General features: G+C 49.6%; 17 protein-coding genes and 1 pseudogene. 4 read left to right on the top strand and 14 right to left on the bottom strand.

All coding sequences use genetic code 11. From position 1 onward, the window contains the following. The first annotated feature begins 322 nt into the window (after positions 1–322). Positions 323–3454 (top strand): CBM35 domain-containing protein, encoded by a 3132-nt coding sequence (locus tag V4U84_RS10795; protein ID WP_334071377.1) that lies wholly within the window; start codon positions 323–325, stop codon positions 3452–3454. Between the two features lie 208 nt (positions 3455–3662). Here V4U84_RS10795 and V4U84_RS10790 read toward each other — a convergent pair whose 3' ends face one another. The 7 genes from V4U84_RS10790 to V4U84_RS10760 all read right to left on the bottom strand — a co-directional run bounded on the left by V4U84_RS10790 (position 3663) and on the right by V4U84_RS10760 (position 10945). Further along, positions 3663–4787 (bottom strand): DUF4432 family protein, encoded by a 1125-nt coding sequence (locus V4U84_RS10790; RefSeq protein ID WP_334071378.1) that lies wholly within the window; start codon positions 4785–4787, stop codon positions 3663–3665. Then, entirely contained in the window at positions 4777–5259 is a 483-nt protein-coding gene (locus tag V4U84_RS10785) for an HAD-IA family hydrolase (protein ID WP_334071379.1), read from the bottom strand. The genes V4U84_RS10790 and V4U84_RS10785 overlap by 11 nt, the downstream gene beginning before the upstream one ends. Continuing rightward, entirely contained in the window at positions 5240–5485 is a 246-nt protein-coding gene (locus V4U84_RS10780; RefSeq protein WP_334071380.1) for an HAD hydrolase-like protein, read from the bottom strand. Before V4U84_RS10780 ends, V4U84_RS10785 begins: the two co-directional genes overlap by 20 nt. Then, on the bottom strand, positions 5466–7724 hold the full coding sequence (locus tag V4U84_RS10775; protein WP_334071381.1) for a glycoside hydrolase family 65 protein: 2259 nt from the start codon (positions 7722–7724) through the stop codon (positions 5466–5468). The genes V4U84_RS10780 and V4U84_RS10775 overlap by 20 nt, the downstream gene beginning before the upstream one ends. Positions 7725–7775: 51 nt before the next feature. After that, a complete protein-coding gene (locus V4U84_RS10770) occupies positions 7776–8600 on the bottom strand; it encodes a carbohydrate ABC transporter permease (RefSeq protein WP_334072040.1) in 825 nt (274 codons plus the stop codon). Between the two features lie 20 nt (positions 8601–8620). After that, positions 8621–9496: a carbohydrate ABC transporter permease gene (locus V4U84_RS10765; protein WP_334071382.1), complete on the bottom strand. Its 876-nt coding sequence runs from the start codon at positions 9494–9496 to the stop codon at positions 8621–8623. A gap of 87 nt (positions 9497–9583) precedes the next feature. Next, positions 9584–10945 (bottom strand): ABC transporter substrate-binding protein, encoded by a 1362-nt coding sequence (locus V4U84_RS10760; protein WP_334071383.1) that lies wholly within the window; start codon positions 10943–10945, stop codon positions 9584–9586. A 287-nt stretch (positions 10946–11232) separates the two neighbouring features. On the opposite strand from V4U84_RS10760, the gene V4U84_RS10755 reads away from it, so the two are divergent. Continuing rightward, positions 11233–13032, top strand: a complete 1800-nt coding sequence (locus tag V4U84_RS10755) for a sensor histidine kinase (RefSeq protein ID WP_334071384.1) — start codon at positions 11233–11235, stop codon at positions 13030–13032. Next, entirely contained in the window at positions 13025–14632 is a 1608-nt protein-coding gene (locus tag V4U84_RS10750; protein WP_334071385.1) for a response regulator, read from the top strand. Before V4U84_RS10755 ends, V4U84_RS10750 begins: the two co-directional genes overlap by 8 nt. Before the next feature lie 41 nt (positions 14633–14673). On the opposite strand, the gene V4U84_RS10745 is transcribed toward V4U84_RS10750, so the two are convergent. From V4U84_RS10745 to V4U84_RS10720, 6 genes are all read right to left on the bottom strand, one after another. Continuing rightward, positions 14674–16245 (bottom strand): response regulator transcription factor, encoded by a 1572-nt coding sequence (locus tag V4U84_RS10745; protein WP_334071387.1) that lies wholly within the window; start codon positions 16243–16245, stop codon positions 14674–14676. A gap of 77 nt (positions 16246–16322) precedes the next feature. Continuing rightward, a complete protein-coding gene (locus V4U84_RS10740; RefSeq protein WP_334077171.1) occupies positions 16323–18080 on the bottom strand; it encodes a cache domain-containing sensor histidine kinase in 1758 nt (585 codons plus the stop codon). Between the two features lie 191 nt (positions 18081–18271). Then, the gene (locus tag V4U84_RS10735) at positions 18272–19909 is read right to left on the bottom strand and encodes an extracellular solute-binding protein (protein WP_334071389.1); all 1638 of its coding nucleotides are present in this window, start codon (positions 19907–19909) and stop codon (positions 18272–18274) included. A 48-nt stretch (positions 19910–19957) separates the two neighbouring features. Further along, a complete protein-coding gene (locus V4U84_RS10730; RefSeq protein WP_334077170.1) occupies positions 19958–20830 on the bottom strand; it encodes a carbohydrate ABC transporter permease in 873 nt (290 codons plus the stop codon). Positions 20831–20908: 78 nt separating this feature from the next. Beyond that, a complete protein-coding gene (locus tag V4U84_RS10725) occupies positions 20909–21865 on the bottom strand; it encodes an ABC transporter permease (protein ID WP_334077169.1) in 957 nt (318 codons plus the stop codon). A 224-nt stretch (positions 21866–22089) separates the two neighbouring features. Next, positions 22090–23211: a glycoside hydrolase family 88/105 protein gene (locus V4U84_RS10720; RefSeq protein WP_416367233.1), complete on the bottom strand. Its 1122-nt coding sequence runs from the start codon at positions 23209–23211 to the stop codon at positions 22090–22092. 112 nt (positions 23212–23323) lie between these two features. On the opposite strand from V4U84_RS10720, the gene V4U84_RS10715 reads away from it, so the two are divergent. Beyond that, entirely contained in the window at positions 23324–24196 is an 873-nt protein-coding gene (locus V4U84_RS10715) for an AraC family transcriptional regulator (RefSeq protein ID WP_334077167.1), read from the top strand. On the opposite strand, the pseudogene V4U84_RS10710 reads toward V4U84_RS10715, so the two are convergent. Then, positions 24186–24539 (bottom strand): annotated as a pseudogene (locus tag V4U84_RS10710) (glycosyl hydrolase); the annotation flags it as partial. The gene V4U84_RS10715 and the pseudogene V4U84_RS10710 sit on opposite strands and share 11 nt — an antisense overlap. Between the last annotated feature and the right edge of the window lie 83 nt (positions 24540–24622).

The raw sequence follows: 24622 nt of genomic DNA, 5'->3' as shown, positions 1-24622 counted from the left end.
CCCGCGGGGATTTCCGCGGGGTTTGTCTTCGTCATTCAAAACTGTTTATTATTGTCACAGAAAGAGCGGCAGCTTGTCCTTTAGCTTCAACGCCCCGCCGCCCGCAAGCAACGGTTCCGGTTAAAGTAAAAAAATCATAAGAAAGCTAAAGAAAAATTAAGAAAATCGAGTTTTCATTTAAAACCTTCCTTCTGCAAATATAATCCCTCAAAATATTGTATAACATGATGCTGAAAAACAGTTCCGTTCTTAATTTATAATGAATCTGTAGCGCTACAAAAAAAATGAAAGCGTATTCAAATAACTGAAGGAGGAGATTACAATGAGACAAAAAAGTCTAATTATACTTCCCTTTGTGATGATCGTTTCATTATGGCTATCAAGTTTGACAAATGCAGAGGTAACATCTAGTTATACGAACCCACTGATGGGCGGCGCCGACCCTACCATTGCCAGGGCTGCCGATGGTTACTACTATTCTGCTTCTTCCGGTGACAACAATATCACTTTAAAAAGACATGAAACCATTCTTGGAGTGGCCACTGCCAAGAGCAAAGTAGTCTGGAAAAAGCCGGATAACTTCGGATATGTATGGGGGCCATACATTTATAGACTGGAAGGCAAATGGTATCTTTATTTCTCTTCCGGTCCAGAGAACAGCTTCGGTTACGGACATCCCAGCTCTTACGTCCTGGAGAACGCTTCTCCCGATCCTTTTGAAGGAACTTGGGAACTCAAGGGGGAATCGGCGAATGCCGACAGCGACGGACAGATTACCACCAAGAAGGGGCTGCTAAATACGGAAAGCTACGGCCTGGCTTGTGGCATTGTAACGATCAAGGGGGAAAGCTATTTCACCTATACCAAATACTACTATTACCCTGACCCTAATGATCCTGCCAAGACGAAATTCGACGAAAGTCCAACTATCGTTAAGATGGAGAACCCATGGACATTGGAAGGCTCAGAAGTTACCATCGCCATGCCGCAATATGACTGGGAGAAGCACGGTGACAACATCAATGAGGGGGCTGCTGTAGTTGAGCGAAACGGCAAAACCTATTTTGCCTACTCGGTGAGCAGCTTTATGAATGATAATTATGCCGTTGGCGTCTCCGTAGCTGACGCAACAGCGGACGTGATGAATGCCTACTCTTGGCTGAAGCATCCCGAGCCTATCATGAAGCGCTCCGATGAGAATAGCTCTTACGGGCCAGGATCGCCTCTGTTCCTGAAGTCTGAAGACGGTACAGAGGACTGGATCATGTACCACGGAATTCCGACTCATGGCCAAGGTGGAGGGAACCGGGGCATCCGGGCCCAAAGAATCCATTGGGACGATCAGGACTTCATCAATCTCGGGATTCCTTCCAATCCGGGTACGGTGCTGAACAGACCTTCGGGTGAGGAAAACAGCGAAACCTATGAAGCTGAAGACGCCTTGCTGTCGGGAGTTTCCAAGGTTATTGGCAAAAGCGCGTACGCTTCGGACGGTGTCTATGTCAAATACAATAAAGGCAGCAACAATGACTATGTGGAGTTTACGGTTAATACAAAAGCTCCAGGAAAGTACTCTCTGGATTTCAGATACAACAATAATACGCCAGATTTAATTAATATGAGGCTGGGAGTGAATCAAGAGCAACCGCGAGTTGTTAGCTTTGCGTCCAATGCAGGTTTTAATGCCAACTTCGATATTCAATCCGTTCATCAAATCCAGCTTCATGCCGGAAGCAACAAGATTCGTCTGGCTGGCAAGAGCGCTCTGGCTCTGGACGCCTTAATTATTAAAAGAAGCAACTTATATGAGGCAGAACAGGCCGAACTATCCGGCAACGCCAAGGTAGACACGGACCATGCAGGCTATAGCGGCACTGGATTTGTAGGCGGATTATGGGTGCCGAATTCAGCCGTTACCTTCAAGGTCAATGCCCCTTATGCAGGCAATTACTCTGTTAACCTGGGCTACAGTTTAGGGTTTAGTGGGGATAGGAATCTAAGCATGTATGTGAATGGTCAGAAAATCAAACAGGTTGATTTCTTTAGCTTAGGAAGCTGGGATAAGTGGGCCGACCGTTATGACAATGTGTTCCTTAACGCAGGGGAAAATACGATAATGTACAAATATGATGACGGCGACACCGGCAATGTCAATCTGGACTATATCACCGTTACCGAGGCAGCGACCTGGCATTACGGAGCAGAATATGCTCAAACCACCGGTGCGCCAGATACCCATGTCGTTTACGAGCAAGTTGGAAATCAGGGAATCGGTTATGTAACGGGGTTGTCCCAAGCCAATTCATCCGTTGAATTCTCCGTGCATATAGAGAATGCGGCGTCCTATGATGTTAAACTGAGATACGCCCATGAAGCAGCCGGCAAAACCCTAGCACTGTATTTGAATGGCACCTTTGTTAAACATGTAACTCTCCCTGCTACCGGAGGGCTCACTGTCTGGAAGGAACAGCTTGATTCCCTAAACCTGCAAGAGGGAAATAACACGATTACCTATAAGAATGAAAACAATCATTCTGGCATCATTAACCTGGACAGCATTCATCTGAACAAACGGACGCCTTGGAGGTATCAGGCAGAAGAAGCTGGTCGGAAAGGCAGCTTAAAAGTTGCCCAGGATCATCTAAGATATGAAAATAACGGATTTGTCGCAGGGTTTGAGCAAAAAGGGGATGCCATTACCTTTGAAGTCAACGTGCCCAATACAGCTTCCTATACTTCTACATTGAGGTATTCCGGTGCACAATCATCCCATGTAACCATGACCCTGTATGTGAATGAAGAGCGCATCAAACAAGTCTCCTTGCCACCAACGGCGAATTGGGATACCTGGGCGGATGCTACCGAATCCATTCATCTAAGAGCAGGGAAAAATACGATTCGACTCGCCCGTGAAGCAGGAGATACCGGGAGATTCAATATTGATAGCCTCACCATTGATAAATTCAGTGGCGGAAGCATAAGCTCCAATGCCAAGAAGATTATTCCGGAAAAGATGGTAAAGATCCAGCCCAAGCATAGCGGGAAAGCCCTGGATGTGGACCGGGTATCAAGCGAACCTCAAGCGGTCATTAACCAGTGGGCCAATGGCGACGGAAATAATCAATTATGGCGCTTCCTGGACCTTGGCACAGGGTACTATCAGATTCAATCGGTTCAAAGCGGTCATGTCATGGATATCCTTCCTGGTTCAGCCATTCAGCAAATCTGCCAAAACACCAGAGCCACCGGGGCCAACATCCCCGATACGCAACAATGGAAGTTAGAACAAGACGGGGACTACTATAAAATCATCAACAAAAGTAATGGAAAAGTCATTACTGTAGAAAGGGCCTCCTATACCAACGGTGCCACGGTAAGGTTGGCTGTTGACCAGGGCAACGACAATCAACGCATGAAGGTTGAAATTCGCAATCTAAGCGACAGTGAATTTTAATTGAGGAAGTCCGTGAGATAGATTTAAGAGAATAGCTGCAAGGTGAAGCCGCCAGTCGCCCGGAAATCTCCCGGTGACTGGCTATTTTTAAGGCAAAAAAACACCCCCAAGGCTCTCTCGTCTATCCTGCAACAAGACAGAATTTCAGCCTTTTGAAGGTGTCTTTGCTTGGTTCACGTTAGGAGATAATAAACTTCTCTATGACTACTTACTTCGCAGCTTGTTCAATCAAGCTCGCAAGGGTGGCAATCTCTCCGGGATTACGTGTCGCCCCCAAGATGATCCAACCCGTGCACTGGTCCCGGGCGCCAACATAGACAGTCTCACCGTCTATCGTCTTTTGCTTCAAGGAATTGGGTCTTGTCTTGCAAGGCTCCAGGGCATACATTGGGTCCGTCATCGCCCGCTTGGCGATTAAGGAACGAGGATAACACGCCAGTGAACGGATGACATAGGCTGCTGCGTCTTTGTCTGCATTCACCAGCATCTCGGCCGTCAGTTCTTCATCAGTGCTGGCGGCCGTGTGGTAGTCTCGAACCTGCGGCAGTGCCGACAGTCCCTCTACTGGCCCTGGGATATATTGATAGCAACGAATTGGGTCCAGCTTAGTCCGCGAATCGTAAATCATAAGCGGATCTTCCTCCGGAGGGGCAGCATCGCGTAACAGCAGGTGTTTGCTCAATACTGGCAGAACATACCTGCCACCGCCGCTCATATACTGCCCCGCCAGTTGAATGTGATAACCATCGTCTACGGGTTGCGCACTATCCGTTAGATTACGTACGGTATCCTCACGATACAGCACTTCTGCTCCATAATTCGTTACCATCCGAATTGATTTCTCATAAATAGGCAGTGCCCCATACCCTCTTACCGGTACTGTTCCCTCTAGACAAATCCCCCGATCATCCCAAATCAATCGAATCGATTCCAGGCGTGCCGGGGAGTAAGAACCTGTCCCGTGGACGGTTCTCACTTCATCCGGAGTGCCAAAGACTTCAGGGCCAATAGCCGCCACCGCCGCATAGAAGCCTGCATCCCAACCTGAATGCTCATTGTCGGAGAGGTCTACATGATCAGGGTGCAGTAAATACCTTATGTCCCGCTCCCAACTGATCTTTTCCGACTCAAGCCTGAGTTCCCCTATATCCATTCCCCGTTCAAGAATTACGGTAAAAACAAGCCTGCCATTGGATACGGTAAGCAAATGCAGGCGCGAGTCAAAACGGTCTGTAAACAGCTTCAAGGTAACGAACCCGCCGTCAGGCAGCATATAAGGAACATCCGGTTGAAATTGCGACAACATCAACTCACCTGTGGGTTTACTGTTCATACGGACGATCTCCCATTACGCCAAGATCGGATACGCCAATTCGGCTTAGCAAAAAAACAGGCTCTAGCTGCTCAAAACTCGTGACAGTCACATGGGCGCGGGCAAGCAATGACTCTGTTCCAACCCCAACCACTCGCATGCCTGCCCGGATTGCTCCCTCAACACCAGCGGCCGCATCTTCAAACACATAACATGCGGACGGAGCCACGTTTAGAAGTAAGGCTGCCTGCAAGAACACCTCCGGGTCCGGCTTGGCTTTGACAATACTATTCCCGTCAACCACGGCATCGAACAACGGCCCAATGTTCACTTTGTCCAAAATCAGCGGTGCATTTTTGCTAGCCGATGCGATGGCTGTCTTGATGCCATTTACGCGCAAGTGCTGAAGAAAGCGGGCTACGCCCGGCAATACATCTGCGGGCGTAAGCGTAGCGAGATACTCCTTGTACCACTCATTTTTCCGGGATGCCAACCTCTCCTTCTGCTCCCTTGTCAGATTCGTTATTCCTCCCGCCCCGAAGCAGGAGCTCAAGCGAATCCATACGGCTGACACCCTTCAATTGCTCATTCTCTTTCTCACTGAAAGCAAACCCCAATTCCTCAGCAAGGCGCTTCCAGGCTTGATAGTGAAATTTAGCGGTATCGACAATAACGCCGTCCAAATCAAAGATGGCTGCTTCAAATGGTTTGACTGGCAACAGATTTCCCCCCGTCCAGTTTGTTTATCTCATAAGCATCCGGACGAACTGTTATTCGATAGCGTTCCCCTCGCCAAGCGATCCGAAAGCTCAGTTCCTTCCAGTCCGCAGGCAGTCGGGGCTCAAGATGAAGCTCCTCACTCCACATCGCGGTGCCTATACCGGCAAAGCCGTAAACAATAAGCTGCCACAGTCCGCCACAATTGGCAATGTGAATCCCCTCGGCAGCCCCTTTCTTCTCCACAGAGAGATCGATCGCCATCACTCGCTGCAGAAATTTGGCCGCTTCCTCCTTCTGGCCCAGCCAAGAAGCCACAATGCCATGAACCGCTGCGGATAAGGAAGAATCATGAGTCGTGATCGGCTCATAATACGCATAAGCCGCCTTCATCTGCTCCCGGGTGAACTCCTGTGGAAAGAGCAACATTAATTCAAGCACATCAGCTTGCTTGAGCGCCTTGGAGCGATAATTTCGTTCCTGGGAAATGAAATGACCAAACGGTCTGGAGCGGTCCGTCCAGAGCTTATCAAATTCGACGTCAGCATACTGGGCGAAATCGTCGGATTGTGGGACAATTTCCGTCTGGCTGTCGTACGGCAATCTCAGCTTCTCCGCTGTGTGCCGGAAGCGCTCCTGTTCATCCTGACAGATGTTCAGCCGCTTTACCGCAGCCGCATAACCATCCGGCTTACTATGTTGCAGGTTGTCGAGGCATAGAACGGTCTGCTCCAGACTGAATTTGACCATTCGATTGGTGAAGGCATTGTTGCGGGTGAACGGCAGATACTCATCCGGCCCCATCACGCCAAGCAGCTCCCCGTACCCCTCCGGGTTCCAATCCACTCGATCACACCAATAACGAGCCGTTTCTACTAAAATGTCAATGCCGTAACGCTCCAGAAATTCATCGTCTCCGGTCGCGTTCACATAATGGTACAAGGCATACACTACATCCGCTGTAATGTGAATTTCGTGATCCGCATACTGCCAGTTTGCACATTGCTCCTCGCCGCTTAACGAGGACTCCCAGGCATATCGGGCTCCCCGGTAGCCGTACTTCCGGGCATTGCGCCGCGCCCCCTCCAAGGTATGGTAGCGGAACAGCAGCAGATTGCGGGCAGCCTGGGGGTTCGTGTGCAGGAAGAAGGGTAGCAGGTTGACCTCCGTATCCCAGAAGTATCTGCCAAAATAAGCCTCACCTGCATAACCCTTCGCACAGATCGCCACCCGGTCATCCTGCTCCACATTGGAGCGAATCAGGTGATAGAGAGAAGCCCGGACGTTGACTTGTGCCGTGTCATCTCCCTTGATTCGAATATCCGCATTCTGCCACTTGCTTTTCCATTTAGCCGCATGGCGATGATATAGCTCTTCCCAGCCCAACTCGCGAGCATGACCCAAATACATCAGCGCCCGGTCACGGACTGTCCCCTCCTCCAAATCCCGATCTGTCGTTACCGCAGTCAGCTTGGAGATCGTCAATCGGTCACCAGCCTTCAACGGGCACTCAACTTGGAGCGATGCTATCATCTCGGTATGTTCAGCTTGCCAGGTTACCGCTTCCGACACTTCCAGCACAGACTGCATGAAGATTTGATTGCCTTCCTCCGTCAGGATGTCGAGGGACAAGCTGCCCCCGGACTCCGCCCCAGGAACAACGCGGGCAAAATGATTCATTCCATTGGTGCGCACATTAGCCCGGAGCGTTGGCTTCACCTCCAGGCTCCCTTCACCTGACAAGACTTCCATTTGCACACGCTGGACACAGAGATGGGAGTCTGCCATGCTGATGTACCGGTGATAGGTACAGTACAGACGTATGCCCTTTACCGTTTCCCATATAAATGAGCGATGCAGGCTTCCATCACGCAAATCCAGCCAGCGTTGGTAGCTGCCAATATGGCACCGGTCCATGTCCAGACTTTCCCCATCGGACTTGAATTCAAGCCCCAGATAATAAGGGAGATTGACGATTTCCTCCTTCAGCAGCGGATGGTGGCCGACAATCCCCGGAATGAAGGTGCCCTGCTTCGATTTGGGATGCCTTGGCTTCTCCAGTGTGACATTATCGGGAAAACGCAGATACTCCTCATTCTGGGGTGCATCACTACACCCTTCCTCAAAGCTGCCACGCACATGCATATACCCATTCCCTTGGGTAAAGAGCCCCTCATAATATTTGTGCAGTTCGGCGTGATACCCTTCTTCCTTCAGACGCCACAGCTTTTCCTCATTCATCTGCCATCCCTCAATTCTTCGGTCTTTTCCCTTCGTTTCTCTTCCAGCAGGTCAACCTTTAACCGCACCTGCAGCAAGTCCGGACACCACTTGCTTCTGTAGCAGGATATATACCAGAATACTTGGGATGATCACGACCATCGTAGCCGCAAACATCACACCGTAATCACTGGCGAATTGGCTCTTGAAATAGTAAAGTGCCAGCGGCAGCGTTCGGCTCTGATTGCCCGTTGTCAGAATAATAGCGAACTGGAATTCGTTCCAGCAGAGCAAAAATTGCATGACACCAGCCGTACCGAAGCCCGGCTTCGAGATCGGCAAGATGATTTTGAAGAATGTCTTGATGAAGCCGGCACCATCCAGATAAGCCGATTCCTCCATCTCCTTAGGAATCGTCAAGAAATAGCTTGTTAGAATATAGAGCGAAACTGGCAAACCGAAGCCAGCATATACAATAATGAGTCCAATCAGCTTGTCATAAAGGCCCAATGTATTGACGGTCAGATAGAGCGGTTGTAGCATGGCAGCACCCGGAATTAAGAGAGATAAGGAGAACGCTGCCATCAGCAGCTTCTTCCCCCGGAACTGAAAACGTGCCAGAGCATAGGCCGCCATTCCAAGCAGAAGCAAATTCAATACGGTTCCAAAAATCCCTACGATTACGCTGTTAATATAGAACCTGGAAATCGGCGCAATTTTGAAGGCCATTAAATAATTGGAGAAGCTGAAGCTGCTTGGCCAGCCCAGCGAATTGGTCAAAATCTCGGCATTCGTCTTGAAGGAGGCCAGGAATACCCATAGGAACGGACCGAGCGACAGCAATATAATCAGAAGTACAAATCCATACTTAAGCACATTCAAACCTATTTTCATCATTCTCACCCCAGTCGCTCCATTCAGTTATGGGAGCTGCCTATTCTGAACAGATTTCGGCACAGCAGAACAAAAATCAAGCCAAAGCCGATGAGGAAAACACCCACCGAATTGGAATAGCCAAAGTTGTTATCCATCAGTGCGGTCTTGTATATATAAATGGGTAAATTCATCGTTTCATTGCCAGGTCCCCCACCAGTAGTCATCATAATGATATCCATTTTCTGCAGCATGCTGGTTCCCGCCAAAATCACGCAGGTGCCGATAATATTGCGGAGCATAGGAAGGAGGATATACAGATTGATCTTCATCTCGCTAGCCCCGTCGATACGCGCTGATTCGAACAAGCTTTCCGGAATGGCGGCAATTTCAGCCAGAATCAGAATCGTAACCACAGCCGCATAAGGCAGCCAGGTCATCGTAACCGAGAGAAAGGCCGTTGCGTAATCCATGAACCAGTTCTGAGCGTAATCCGCATTGCCAAACAAGCGGACTATGCTGTTCACCGCCCCAAAGTCAGGGTTGAGCAAGCACAGGAACAGCATACCTACGGCTGCGCCTGAGATGATGTTAGGTAACATGTAGACAGTTCGCGCAAACTTCCAATAGAATTCCTTCAAATTGAGAATGATGGCGAATAGCGTACCAATGGCGACGTGAATCGTGGACTGAAGGAATACCCAGATCACGGTATTCAGAAAGCTCTTGCCGAAATTGGAATCATTGGTGAATAGTTCAATGTAGTTGGCCAGACCAATAAAAATCGGCTTGCGTCCGGCCGACCACTCGGTAAACGATGTGCCGAACAAAATAATCAGCGAAACGGCATAAACGACAATAAACAATGCAACGGTCGGCAACAAGAACAGCGTAATATACCTTCTATTTTTTCTTACCATACATATGGTCCTCCCCAATCGAATCTCCAGCAGGCAGGCCCGCCGGAGATCCAATTACATTTCGTACACTCAATCATCAGCTAGTGTTTATTTACTCTTAGCGGCAATATCGGTCAGTTCTTGTGTAATATCCTCTGCTGCCGAGCGGCCGAAGACCAGCTTCGGATAAAGTGTCTTCCAAGCGTCGGTAACGTTGGGATAGACGATAGCATCGAAGTTCCGGTAATGAACCTCGGTCTGTTGGGCCACCGCTATGGATTCAACAAACAACGGATACTTCTGTCTAAGCGCCTCGGAAGGCTGTACTTCATCGGATACGGGCATAACATTGCCATATTCCAGCGCGATGGTCTGTCCCTCAATGCCCGTCTTGAAACGGATAAATTTTTCGGCCGCATCCCGGGTCTCTTGCGTTTTGGCCCCAATCATATACCCCACTTCATAGGTCGAGACCATGCTGTTGTTCGGGAACGCCGCGACTCCTACCTTTTGATCAAAGCCTTCACTGCATTTGGTTGGGTCGCTAAAATCTCCGATCATCCACGGCCCATTAGCAATGATTGCCGCTTTGTTCTGACAGAAGTTATTCGCCGCATTCGCGTATCCGGCACCAAGCGCATCCTTGGTCGCATACTTCTCGAGCATCGTCTTCATGAGGTTGAGAGCTTCAATCATTTCAGGCGTATTGAAGTCGGTGGGATGCAGCGTATTCATAAATGAATTGCCTGCCTCGCCGCTGGTACCAACAATCGCCGCAAGAATCAGGTTGGTCGTCCAGGCGTTCTCCCCGGTCATTAACGAGAGGGGGATGAAGCCTGCTGCCTTGAGCTTCTCATTGTTGCTCATAAATTCATCCCAGGTCTGCGCCGGCTTGATCCCTGCCTGCTCAAACATTTCCTTGTTGTAGAAATAGCCGATATTTTGCTTCTGATCACTGATAGACCAGACCTTCCCATCCCGGGTATTGGCCGTGATGGCGGCCTCACCAATGGCTGCTTTCCACTCCGGGTCCTTGTCCAGATACTCATTGAAAGGGGTTGCAAGATTACTTTTGATTAATAGGTCATTAATCCCGTTCTTACCCATGACCACATCCGGAACATCCCCGGAGGCAGCCAGAATTTTCAGTTTATCCTCGTAGGCGGAATCACTTGGAATCTCTTCAACCACAACCTCCACTTCCTCGCCATACTTGGCATTGAACTGTTTGATCTGTTCTTCCTCCATTTTGGCTGATGCATGGGTCCCTACCCGGAAGGTCAAGTAAGAGATTTTCACCGGTGCCTTGGTGGTTGGAGCGGCATCGGCCTGATTCGATTCGGAAGGTGTAGAGTTAGCAGGTGCCCCCTTGTGCTCTGATGCATTTGGTGATCCACATGCCGAGATAGACATGGCTAACATGAGTGTGCTTGCTAGAATAAAACTCGATTTGTAGAATGACTTTCTCAAATCAAATCCCCCTTTAGGATATTGCGATTCGTTACAGCCCTCATTGTAGAACAAAGGATAGGGCAAATGAATTGGTTTTTCGGCAGGATCTTTTATAATATTTTGAGCAAATAGAGAAAAGAGGTCCGTCTTTTGAAAGGGCTTTCAGTTTTCTTTAACTCTTTGTTGATTTCTTTACCAAATGGCTAGGGAAGGCCCTGTTCGGCTATTCGACATAAAGAAAAGATTATATAATAAAGGTTGTCCGAACCTTCTACTATAGCGTCATTAGCCAAGGAGCAGATAGCATGTCCAATGAACATCTCAGTTTTATCTCCCGCATTCCGGTAAGGAATAAGATTGTCATTATCATTTTTTTGCTTATTCTTCTGCCTATGACCTTCGCCGGCTACTATTTCTATTGGAGCCTCTCCGGAGTTCTAACAAGGAATGCCAATGACAATCTGTCGCTTCTGATCGGCCAGACCAACGACAATATCGAGAAATCCTTCCAGGTGATTGATAATACCTCACTGCATTTCCTTGCCAACAAAACGGTAAGAGCGTGGTCCATTGAAGACGTGTCGATGGGAGATGACTATTACAAACTATTTATCAATAAGCTCGAAATGGAAGAGGACCTGAAGTATAGCCTGATGTTCAATAACGCTTGGAATATCAGCCTATTATCAACCGCTTATGTTTTCTTTGATGCCGACAATTATGTATCTGTTATAAAGTCTCAGCCTAACATCGAACAAATTAACAAGAACAACCTCGCCATCTACCATTCGTTGCATGATATAGAGCGCGGCAAGGAGATTGTCCCGCCAAGCGATGAGGATCGTACGATCTACTTCACCCGAATTGTGTCCAATGTTAACCTTCCCCAGCACCGCCTTGTGCTGATCTTCGGGACGAAGGAGTCCGATTTAGCGGATAAGTATGCCGAACTACTCGCCTTCCCGGGCGCTATCGCCTACATTATCGATAATCAGGGAACCGTCTATTCCACGGCAGATAAGCAGGCGCTGGGTTCTATCGTTTCACCCGCCGTCTATGCATTGAAGGATCATGATGAAGTAGGTGAAGTAAAGATTAACCAGGAGAGCTATCTGGCGGTCTCCCGCAGCATCGGTACAACCGGTTTGACCTTCGTCGCAGGTATTCCCAAGAAGCAAATTCTATCTACCTTGTCCGAGAGTATGCGAAGATATATCTGGATTATCGCTCTAATCGCTTTCGTGTCCCTCGCCGCAGGCGTCCTGTTATCCCTTCGCTTTACGCGAGTTGTGCGTGATTTGCTACGGAGCTTCCGCAAGGTCAAGAAGGGCGATTATAATGTCAGAATGCCGGCCTACAAGGATGTAGAGCTCAACCAGGTAAGCAGCACCTTCAATAATATGACGGAAGAGATCAATTATCTGATCAAGGAAGTTTACGAGAAGCACCTGTTAGTCAAAGAATCTGAAATCAAATTTTTGCAAGCTCAAATGAACCCTCACTTTTTATTTAATACGTTGATAACCATCGGTTACAAAGCCAAGTTATCCAAAGATGAGACCGTTTACAAGATGGTTACGTCTCTGACGGAGCTGCTACAGGCAAGCATCTATTCCAACAGTATGGCCAAGGTTCCGATTCGTCAGGAACTGGACTTCATTCAATTTTACCTTTATCTGCAGAAGGAAAGATTTGAGGATAAAATCGAGTATACAATTGAGATTGAAGACGAGGCTATACTCGATCTGCTGCTTCCCAAGCTGAGCCTTGAGCCCTTGGTAGAGAATGCTGTAGTGCATGGTGTGGAGAAGAAGCTGGGCAAGGGGCTCATTCATATTCACATCTATCGCCGCAACGACTCCATCTATTTTGAGATTACGGACAACGGGAGCGGGTTCGAATATGTTCCGCGAGATTGGAATGAATTTGAAAGCAAAGCTAGGCGCAAACAAGGGCACAACAACATTGGCTTGATCAACACACAAAAACGGGTCAAGCTAATCTATGGCGAGCCTTATGGAATTCATGTCGAGAGCGAATTTGGAGCGGGGGCCAAAGTTACTTTACATATCCCCGCTGATCAGGGGGAACTAGCGCATGTATAACGTCATGATTGTGGATAATGAGCCTGTTATCAAAAAAGGGCTGCAATGCTTTATCGATTGGGAAGCTTTGCAATGTGAGGTGGTGTGCGAAGCCTCTAATGGTATGGAGGCCGTTGAATTGCTGAGCCAATACAATATCCATATTATCGTCACCGATATCCGTATGCCAGGGATGGACGGTCTGGCGTTGTCAGATTATGTACACCGGACTTTCCCGCAAATTAAAGTCATCATCCTTACCGCCTTCGCCGACTTCTCTTATGCCCAATCGGCCATACAGTATGAGGTAGTCGATTTTGTGGTCAAGATCAACCCTACAGAGAACCTTCCTGTGGCCATTGAGAAGGCCACGCGATTGTTGGAGAAGGAGAAAGAGCAAAAGGAGAAATTAAGACAGCTAGAGAACAAAATCAATGATCATCTCTCAGAAATCAGTGAAAAATTTCTGAAAGAAGCCGTTGAGGGCTTAATTAGTGAGGAAGCAAGCTTGTTCAGCCGCTCCACTGAACTTGGGTTACAGCTAGAGGACTATTTCGCCGTCTATTTGGAGTTTGAGGATACGCATAGCTCTCCCTCAACCCATGAATATCAACGGTTCCTCGTTTCCATTCGCCAATTCCTTGCACTAGCCTTTGAGGAACGTCCCTCATATATGATGGCCATGGAGCAGAACACCTTGCTCGCCATCGTCTCTATGGACAGCGATCATGCTGCGATCCCAACACAGGCCTTGCTTACGATTTGTAACGAGCTTCTCTCCATGGCCAAGAAATTTAGAAGGTACCACTTGAATATCGGGATCAGTTCGATGCACCGGGATGTGCTGACATTGTCAACAGCTTACCGTGAAGCGAAGGAAGCACTGCAAGGCAATTTCTATAGCGATAATCATGTTGCTATTTATAGGCCATATACCCACCAAACGCTCACTCCCGGAGCGCCTCCTCATCATGACGCAGAGCAAATTGCCGAATATCTGCAACATGGGCAAAGCGAGCTGGCCATTCAGCAACTGGATCAATTACTCGAAAGCTACAGAAGCACGCAGGAGCCCATCGAAAATGTGAAAGTCGCTTGTCTGCTGATTGGTTCGTATTGCTTTCGCTTGTTGAGCGCCAGCCAGCCCTTTGCCCCCGAGCCCACCGAAAGCCAAACTACGATATATAAGCAAATTCAGGAGAGCAAGGGCATTCAGCAGTTAACAGACATTCTCAAGCGTTTGATTGAGAGCTGTTTAAGGGCCTTGACGTTTAATGACAAGCAACCTAATTACATTGTGATTGAATGTCAGAAATATATCCGGGAGCATTACAACCAGAACCTGAATTTGCAAATTATTGCCGACCATATCCATATCAACAGCAGCTATTTAAGCCGCCTTTACAAAAAGGTAACCGGTGAATCCATTATCGACGCTATTAACAAGTACCGGATTGAAAAGGCTAAGAAATTGCTCAGGAACCCGGCAAGCAAAGTATTTGAAGTCGCGGAAGCGGTCGGGATCGAGACACCTGCTTATTTCACCCATGTGTTCTCTAAATATACCGGAATGAGTCCCAAGGAATACAAGCTGAATTATTCCCAGACTGAATTGAGATAAAAGCCTTCGCGGCACCCAGGCAGGGACGGACTCCCTCCGCATCAAAATCTATCTGCAACTCCCTCCGGCGCCCTCGCCGCCCGCTTGCGGTATTCCTTCGGCGAGAGCCCTTCTATTTTGTTGAATGTATTCGTGAAGTAATTGGAATCGTTGAAGCCGATGGCCTGGGCGATTTCGAAAATTTTCATGTCAGTGCTTTTGAGCAGGATCTTCGCTTTCTGCACGCGCAGGTTTTGGATATAGCCGGTGACGCTTTCGCCGGTTGCTTTCTTGAACAGGTTGCTGAAGTAGCTGGGGTTGAGATGAACATGGGCCGCCACCTCGGCCAATCCGCATTCGTCCATATATTTCTCTTCAATAAACCGGATGGCTTGCTTGACCGGATTGTCTTTCTTGCCGGCAAGCCAGTGGTTATGGGAACGCAGGAATTCATGGATATACACCTGCAGCCAAGCCGCAATCTCTTCGGGCGTCTCGCATTTGTAGACGGAACCCCACTCGATGGAACGTGCGGCCATCCGCCATTCGGGAAACTGTACTTGCACCAGCCGGAGCAGGGCCGCGGCCAGGAGCAGGGCTTCGATTTTGGCGGTTTGCGGGGGCATACTGCCGATCCGCACCACTTGATCCAGAAGCTCCTTGTTCAACCGGCCGTTGTCTTCCGACATCAGCCAGGATACGATTTCCTTCTCCTTTTCGAAAAGCGCCGTCTGGTTAAGTAAAGATTCATAGGCTGTGCTGCGCTCACCGGCCGCCTCCCGGCCCGGTCCGCTGCAATATCTCTCGTAAGCCTGGCGCAAGTCCTCCGCCGTGCGGCATCGTCCTTGTCCGCAGCAGGCAAGCGCCAGTTTCAAATAATGCTGAATCGAATCGGTGAGGGTCTCCAGCCAGGAAGAATGCATTTCCGGCCGGGAAGCCGTCCGGTCCACCAATAAAGCCCATTCCGATGAACTCAAGGAGAAAAGCCGGAAGCCGCCGCCATACCATTTATGCAAATGCTCCCTGACAATGTTGCCGAGAGCAAATTGCAATAGCGGCATATCCTGGGTGGAATAGTGTTTTTCCGCGGAAATATAGGTAGGGATGCTCAGAAAGTAAAGCTCGAATTCCTTCATCTGCCCAAGCAAGGCCTTCACCTCCCCTTTGTTGCAGGACATGCCCATAATCGCCGAGCGAAGCTGGCTGTCCTCATGCTGGCGCTTCCAATCCTCCACCAGCCGCCCGGATTGATTCTCTTCGATCAGCCGTACATAGGTCCGGTCGAGCATGCTTAATATATCCGCTTCTACGCAAGGTTTCGTGATAAAGTCCAGCACTCCGAACTTGAGGGCGGACTGGGCGTAAGCAAAATCCTTAAAGCCCGTGATGATCACAATCTTGGTCCCCCAGCCGCGGGCCTTGATTTCCTCGGCCAGCTCCAGCCCATCCATATGGGGCATGCGGATATCGGTTAATAGCAAATCAGGGACGTTTTGCTCCATCGAAGACAGGGCCGCCCGGCCATTTGCCGCTTCTCCCGCCACCACCCACTCGGCGGACCGTTTCCCGGCCAGCTTGAGCAGTCCTTTGCGAAAATTCGGCTGATCCTCGGCAATAAACAGCTTGCCTTTCATCTGTTTCCCTCCTCAAAGTTTTGTTAGCGTTACCTCCTGAATCGACCTCGAGCAAAACTCGCTTCGGAAGCATGGGCTTAGTACTCTTGCGGCATCGTCTGAATGGGAAGCCTGATGTGAACGGTCGTTCCTTTTCCCTTGACGCTGGAAATCTCTACTCCGTAAGGAGCCCCGTACACCAGTTCAATGCGCCGCAGCACGCTTTTAAAGCCGATTCCCGTTTTGTTGTTCTCCGGCAGCGCATCCTTAACTTCCTTCAAAGCATATAAAGTGCTGTCATCCATGCCGCAGCCGTTGTCAGCCACCTCGATATACAGCGCTCCATCCCGTAAAGCAGCCTTCACCCTGAGCACCCGGTCTTCGTCCATATTGCGGAAGGCATGCACAAAAACATTCTCCACCACCGGCAACAGCAGACATCTCATCATCCGCAGACCCAGCAACGATTCTTCGGCCTGAATGATCGTTTCCATCTCGCCGGTAAACAATTCGGTCTGAATCTTAATGTAATTCCGTACCTGCTGCAGCTCTTCTCCCAGCGTCGTATCGGTCTTTACGGATTGAAGCGAATACTTCAGCATCTCCGAGATGGCGTTGATCAGAAGAGCCGCCTCCGCCTGGTCGTCGTTGTACAGCTTCCAATACAGTTCATTGAACAGGTTATGCAGATAATGAGGGTTCAACTGCGCCTGAATGGCTTTTAATTCCGATTCCCGCTGGCTGATCTGGGCCAGGTACACTTTGCTGATCAGGGTGCTTACTTGCTCCGCCATGCTGTTGAAGCTCTCGCTGATAAACCCGAGCTCATCGCCGGAACGGACGCTGATCCGGGCCGAGAAATCCCCCGAACGCAATTTGCGCAGCCCCCGCATCAGATCGGCCAGAGGCTTCAGCAGGGTTCTGGTAGAAATCGTAATCAGCAGCGCGCTGAGAAGCACAACGCCAATTCCGGCAACAACAAAGATATGGATGATGTCTTTGTTTTTGCGCTGAATCTCCTCCAGAGAAACCCCTCCGTATAGGGTAAAGCCTGCCGGTTCCAGACGATGGCGGACAAATAAATAGGTGACCCCATTCATCTTGGCATATTGGGGATCGCCGGCATCGATCAAGCGCATGAGTTGCTCCGTCTCCTCCTGATTCGTATTGGAGTAGAGCAGTCCCCCCATAGGCTCCAGCAGCAGCACCTTGCCGTTGCCGTTCGCCGTAAGATCCCGCAGCACTTTGGATACCAGGCTTTCCTCCATCACCACCACCATGGTTCCGTACGGGATCAGCTTGTCATTGAGCATCCGTCTGGCGGCGATCAGCACCGTCCGGCGTCCGCCGGGATCGACGGCACTGGGCAGACTGGCCCGACCCCAGACCAAGTTCCCCCGATGCGACTCCAGCTTTCCCATCAACATGGCCATTTCTTCAGGTCCGGGTTCGCCTGACGCCCCATTTTGGGAGAGAATAGCCAAATCTCCGTTTTCATTGAACAGAAAGATGGAACGGATCGACGGCGCATCCACTTGCAGCGTGATCAGTTGCTCCTCCACGTACTTACGGTTCTTGAATTGAGTATAGAGATCCCCTCCGGGATCCAGGCTCTCTGTGACGAACAATTCTATAGAAGGATTCAGGATAATGGATTGGGATACCCGGCTTACCTCCTGGAAGGTGAGTTCCAATCTGGCTAAAGCCTGTTCATTGGCGATGGAGAACTGCTTGCTGATCTCGTCCTCCATCAATTGGACATTTAAGCGGTAGACCAGCCACCCCGCTAAGGTGAAGGCTAGTGTGACCATACACGAGAGCAGTACAATCAGCTTCAACTTGAAGCTGCCCTTCATTTTTCCGGCAATCCTCCCCGGCCAGCTCATCGGATTCAGTCTGGCTCCCTCCCCGAAACGATGATGTAATCCGTTTGTAAACCCTTTCATCGTATTTTAAAACAAACTTGGCCCGGCTGCTACCGGACCAAGTCCTTATTTGCTTTATCCTCTTCATGAACGGCTTCGTCATGGAAAGATGACTTTTTGAACTACCTCTCTAATTGAGACCGGACCATTTCCAGTACATCATCGCCCAGGAAGGCCGTGTCTTTGTTTTCTTGATACCATGTATTCATGTATTCCTCGATCTGCTTGCCGCCGCCTTTCTCCCAGGCCGCTTTGGCATCCGCAATCGCTTGCTCGGACGTATATTTGGATCCGCCGATGATTCCTTTGACAATGATGTCTTTCACTTCTTTGTCCACGTTGGTATTGATAACGACCAGGTCGCTTGGCAGAACCGGCATATGCTCGTAGTGACTCAGAGCGGGATATTTGGCGTCCGGATTGAGCAAGAACTGGTCGGCTTGCTTCATCATCTCCAGCCCCGCCTTCTGATCCGGATCCTCCACATTAAATGCCGATACGGAGGTCAAAAATTCGTTCTGCGGGAGGGAATAGAACATGGTGTAGTCCGCAGCCCAATCCACTTCCTTCATGTTCTTTTCGAGATCATTCACGACGGGCGCGCCGTCCGCCCCCTTATTCCAATGCTCTCCCTCCAGTCCCTTTCTCAGCGTCAACGCCGTATCCGGTTGGAGCATAAAGTTGATATATTCCATCACAGCCTTGGGATCTTTGGCCGCGGCGTTAACCACGGTCGTCATCTGAATCGGGTTGGTCACGTGATGGGTGAACTGTCCCATTGGCGACTTGGGCTGCATCATCGGGGCAATTTCCGCTTCCGGGACCACTCTTCTGATCGTCTTGAGATCGGTGACCGTACTCTCAAACCAGTTATTGATTTGCGGAGGCAGAAAAACGCCCACCTTGCCGTTCAAATAATCCTGCTTTGCTTTGGAGCCGTTCGTGTCGGCCAGGTAGTCCGGGTCGATCAGCCCTTCCTCGAACAGTCTCTTCTTGAATTTCGTCGCCTCCAGTGTATTATCCCAGCTGCGGATGATTTTGTCGTCAGCCGAGATGGCCCAGCCGCCTGCGCCGAACATGGAATCTATCATACCGCCGGAGGTATAGCTGATATTCGTTCCGTACGTATCCTTCTTGCCGTTGCCGTCCGGATCTTGCTCTACAAAAGCCTTCAGGACGGTAATCAGCTCATCGGTCGTCTTCGGCACTTCCAGGTTCAGCTTTTTCAACCAATCCACCCGGATGAGCGCCACGCTTTGCAGATGGGGCTCGTTAATTTTGCCGATTTCATATAACTTGCCGTCCGGCTTGGTGCCCACCTCACGCAGCCCAGGATACTTCTCCAGCAATTTTTCGTATTCAGGGGCATACTGCAAGTAATCGTCCAGAGGCAGCAGCTGCTTCTGCTGGTACAGGGAATCCCGGAAGCCCGTATCATAATCATTGACCATATCCGGCGCACTGCCGGATGCGAACATCACATTCAACTTCTGGACCGCCTCCGACCGAAGCACAGGCACAAACTTGGCCTCAACCGGAGAATGTTCGTTGATCCATTTGGTCCAGCGGTTCTCCTCCACGGTTCCCTCCGCGGCCGGGATATTGCCTCTGTCATAGTTGGACACAGTAATGACGGGTTTATCTCCGCTTCCCCCCCCTTCTTTTGGCTGGCTGCAGCCGGCAACCCCCGCCGTCAACACGATAGCCAGTAATGCGGATGACCAGACCCTTTTATTCCACTTGGATGTTTGCTCAATCATTTGCAAGCTCCTCTCGATCTATGATCTAAAATGAATGGATGTGTGCCGCTAACCTTTAATGGAACCGAGCATGATTCCTTGAACGAAATACTTTTGCAGAAACGGATAGACCACCAGCATCGGCACCACCATCACCATAACACCTACCGCCTTCAGCTTCTCGGAGATCAGTTCCTGCTGCTGCATGATATCCATTGCCATCATGTTGTCCATGCTCTGAATCTGCAGCATGCTCTGGACGACTACCGTGAGATTCTGCAGTTCCGTCCGATTAATGTAAAGAATGACGTTCATGAACATGTTCCAGTAACCAACTCCGTAGAATAACGTCAATGTGGCCAGCATGGGCAGGGATAAAGGCAAAATAATACGCAAAAGCAGTTGCATCTCTCCGCAGCCGTCAATCTGAGCCGATTCCGTCACTTCACCCGGAATGTTTTCAAAGAAGCTTTTCATGATTAACATGTTATAGGTACTGATCAGCCCAACGAACCATAAGGACCAATACGTGTTCGTCAAGTTCAGATTGTTCATCACCAGATAAGTGGGAATCATGCCGCCGCTGAATAACATCGTAAACAGCGCGGCTGTTGTAAGCGGCTTGCGGGCATACAGATAGCGGCGGGACAAGGGGTACGCCGTCAGCACCGTCGTCAGCATGCTAAGCGCCGTTCCGCCCAGGGTGATGAGGACGCTGTTGTTAAATGCCCGCAAGGCCGGGGTGTTCTGAAAAAAATACTCATAGGCTGTAAAATCAAGGCCCACCGGCCAGAACCAGACTTGTCCCAGATCCACCGCATGCCCTTCGCTTAAGGACAAAGCGATCAAATGCAGGAAAGGCAGAATGCAGGTGAGTGCGATGATAATCAATACCGTGTGAACGAAGACCGAAAAAACCTTTCCGCTAGCCGACTCTCTCAATGCAGTTCCCCTCCTAAAAGTTTTGTGAGCTTTACTTCCTGAATAAGCTTCGAACAAAACACGCTTCGAAAGCATAGGCTAGAATAATCCCTGGTCGAATTTCCTGGCCAGCGCGTTAGCCGACAACAGCAGCACCAGGCCGACAAAGGACTCGAATAGACCCATGGCCGTGGTCAGACTGAATTGGGCCTTCTGCAGCCCCACTTTGTACACATAGGTGCTGATGACCTCGGCTTTTTCCAGGACGGTGGGATTCTGCAAGTTGTAAACCTGGTCGAACCCTACCTCCATCAGGCGGCCCATGCCCAGGATCAACAGAAGGATAATCGTAGGACGGAGGCCCGGCAGCGTAATATGCCAGATCTGTCTTAGCTTGCCCGCGCCGTCCAGGGCGGCGGATTCGTACAAGCTGGGATCAATGGACGAAAGAGCGGCGAGATAGATAATGGCGCCGAACCCCATCTCTTTCCACATCCCGGAGCCGATAAAGATCGTGACCCAGGATTCGATGCGGTACAGAAACGGCACCGGCTCCATTCCCCATTGCTCCAGCAGCTTGTTGACGGTGCCGCCGTCGATCGAAAACAAGGTGAGAACCAGCCCCGCTATGATGACCCAGGACAGAAAATGGGGCAGATAAATAATCGTTTGAATCCAGCGCTTCAGCCATCTTTTTCGAACCTCATTCAGCGCGATGGCGATAATGATCGGCGCGGGAAAACCGAAGATCAGATTCAGAATACTTAAGGAGAGGGTATTCCAGATGATCTGCAGCGTAGCGTCGGACTGAAATAAAATCTTGAAATACTTGAGTCCCACCCAAGGGCTGGACAAAATGCCATCGTGGAAGTTGTAATCCTTGAAAGCGATCACAAGCCCTCCCATAGGAAAATACCGGAATATCACGTAATACAGGATCCCCGGTACGAGCATGAGGAACAGCGGAATATTCTGCCGAAACCTCTTGGTCTCGTGAAAGGCTTGTTTGGCCTTCGGCACGCTGTCCGTTCCGGCGGTCGCAGGTGTTGTTGGCATGTTCTAACCTTCTTTCTTGGTTGATTGCTTTTCGGGTGATGTTTATACTGTACCGCAGTCCCTCCAGTGCATTCCTTAAGAATCTCTAGGTTTTTCTATAGATTTTTTGTTTTTCGCGTACAGAAAAAGGACGCGAATTCGCTCGCATCCTTTTTTGCGTTTCACTTTCCCGTTTGCGTTAGCTTTTCATTTAGCCGCCATGGCTTGATTGAACCGATGCAGGCCTACAACGAGGCCCGGCCCATTTCCATACACATAAGAATAAAGGCCCCAGCGCCATGCAAATCGTTCTCGCTGGTAGGGCGGGCAATATAGTGGGCGTAATCGCCGATGTTCGTCCCGACGCAAATACGGCCGATGATCACGTTGCCGTTCTCGTCGAATTTTAAAGTATCAATCACGCCTTGATAGCCCTTTCGAGCAACATTCAAGTACTTGGCGTCAAGATAACCAAGGCGCACGGCTTTGGCAATAGACAGGACGTACATAGCAGAGCAGGAGACTTCCAGCCAATTATCCGCCCGGTCGCCTTTGTCGACAACCTGGTACCATAAGCCGGTGGTTGCATCCTGGTATTTGGACAGAGAGACGAGCAAATCCCGAAGGATGTCGATCAGCTTGGCCTTGTCCTTGTGACCTTCAGGAAGGAATTCGAACATTTCGAGTAGAGCCACAGGGTACCACCCCATCGCGCGGCCCCAGAACTCGGGAGCAAAGCCGGTAACCGGATCCGCCCATTCAGCCGCTCTGGTCTCGTCCCATCCATGGTACAGCAAGCCGGTCTCGGGATCCCTAGTACGCTCAGCCATCAAAATGGCCTGATAAGTCATCATCCCGAAATATTCGCTTGCACCGAAAGTCTTGCCGTACTGGGTGGCAATCGGCCCGGCCATATACAATCCGTCCAGCCACATTTGATTCGGAAAATGATTCTTATGCCAGAACCCTCCCGAGGGGTTGGTCGGCCAGGATTTCAGCAAGGGGACCAGCTGATCCAAGGCCTTTTTATAACGTTCGTCTCCCGTTTGCTCATACAAGTTAAACAGCAGCACGCCCGGCTGAATATCGTCCAATTCACCGGTGTGGTACTTCTTGATGCTGCCGTCTTCGAGAACCTGGCTATCCACCCAACGCTTGATATAATCGAAGTATTTTTGCTTCCCAGTCTCCCGCCAGCATTTCTCCATGCCGGACAGAAAAACCCCCTGATGATAATGGAACCAGTCCGGCGGAAGCTGTTCCGGCTCGTATTTGGCCATCAACGCTTCGCAGGCTTTCTCCGCCCATTGAAGGGGAGTCGGCGCTTCTTGCAGCCTTTTCTCGAAATCGGTTTGTGCTGAATTCAATCCTCTCATTCCTCCTTGTTATGTTCTCAAGCCACATACTAGCACAGGAATATGTACATTATTTGCTGCAAAGCATAGATTCTTCTTATATCTTGCGTTAATTAAAGGTATAATGAATAAGACAATCGGATTTAAGGCGGTGCGCAGCTTGGGAGATATCCTGTACGATAACGATAAAAGAACCTTCTCGGTATCCCACCGGAAGGCATTGAGTATTCATATGCCGAGCAGCCATTTTCATAGTACGTACGAAATCTATTATTTGCTGGCCGGCAAACGGGATATTTTTATTAAGGACCGGACAATCGTGATTGAGGCGGGGGATATCGTCATCATCCCTCCGAATATTCTGCATCGGACCACCAATGCGAAAATACCCGAACACGAACGGCTTATCGTAAATATTCATGAAAAGGAAATGATTCCGGCGAAAAACTCTTCTCCGGACATCCTGCAGCCGTTGTTTGAGAAGGAATATATCCTTATAAGAAGCTCACAGCTTGACCAAGTATCCATCCAGACGCTGGCGCAGCAAATCATACTGGAAATGCGCGAGGCGAAACCCGGCTTCGAGATGTATGCGCTAACTTTAACGCTGCAGTTCCTCATCATTTGCTGCCGGCATGTGAAACAAAACAGTCCGGAGCCGCCGGTATTTCCTAGCCCTATGCATGAACGGATTTCGGAGATTGTTCGTTACATTAACGACCATTATTCAGAGAAGTTGTCGCTTCACTTGCTAGCGGAGAAGTTTTACGTTAGTCCCTATTATTTAAGCCGCTGTTTTAAAGAAGCGACGGGTTTTACCTTTGTGGAATATTTGAACAGCATTAGGGTCAAGGAAGCCAAGAAACTTTTGGTACACTCCTCCCTGAAGGTCAACCTGATTGCTAAAAAGGTAGGTTTCGGTAGCGTCACGCATTTTGGCCGAGTATTCAAGCAAGTCACCGGGCACGCTCCGTTATTTTATAAAATGGACAAATAACTGTTTCTATATATAAATTGGTTTCCGTCGGCTTGTAGGTGGCGTCCTTCCAATCCACAAACTCCCCAAGCTGATAGGCGGCGAAATCACGGGGCACATTGATATGCCAGGCAGCGGTCGCGATCCCGGCCCGGTTATTCACCCAATCGATCATCCGATCGGTGGTGCCGTCCTCCCAACCGTAGAGCGGATTATAGTTCATAAAATCGAAGCCGCGGATGGCCGGAACTTTTCCGGTTAAATTGTAGATCCAGTCAAATTCCAACTCATAATTGCCGTTATTTCCGCCTCCGTAAATCTCCTGCTGGCCTGAGATAATATGGTTGCCGTAAACCTCCGTTAAAAGCTCCTTGTTCAACCGGCCGGAGTCTTCCGACATCAGCCAGGATACGATTTCCTTCTCCTTTTCGGGAGGAATAGTGTTTT

The organism is Paenibacillus sanfengchensis (assembly GCF_036864765.1).
Taxonomy (GTDB): domain Bacteria; phylum Bacillota; class Bacilli; order Paenibacillales; family Paenibacillaceae; genus Fontibacillus; species Fontibacillus sanfengchensis.
Note: the sequence above shows the minus strand (reverse complement) of the source record. Positions and strands in the feature narration are given on the sequence as shown.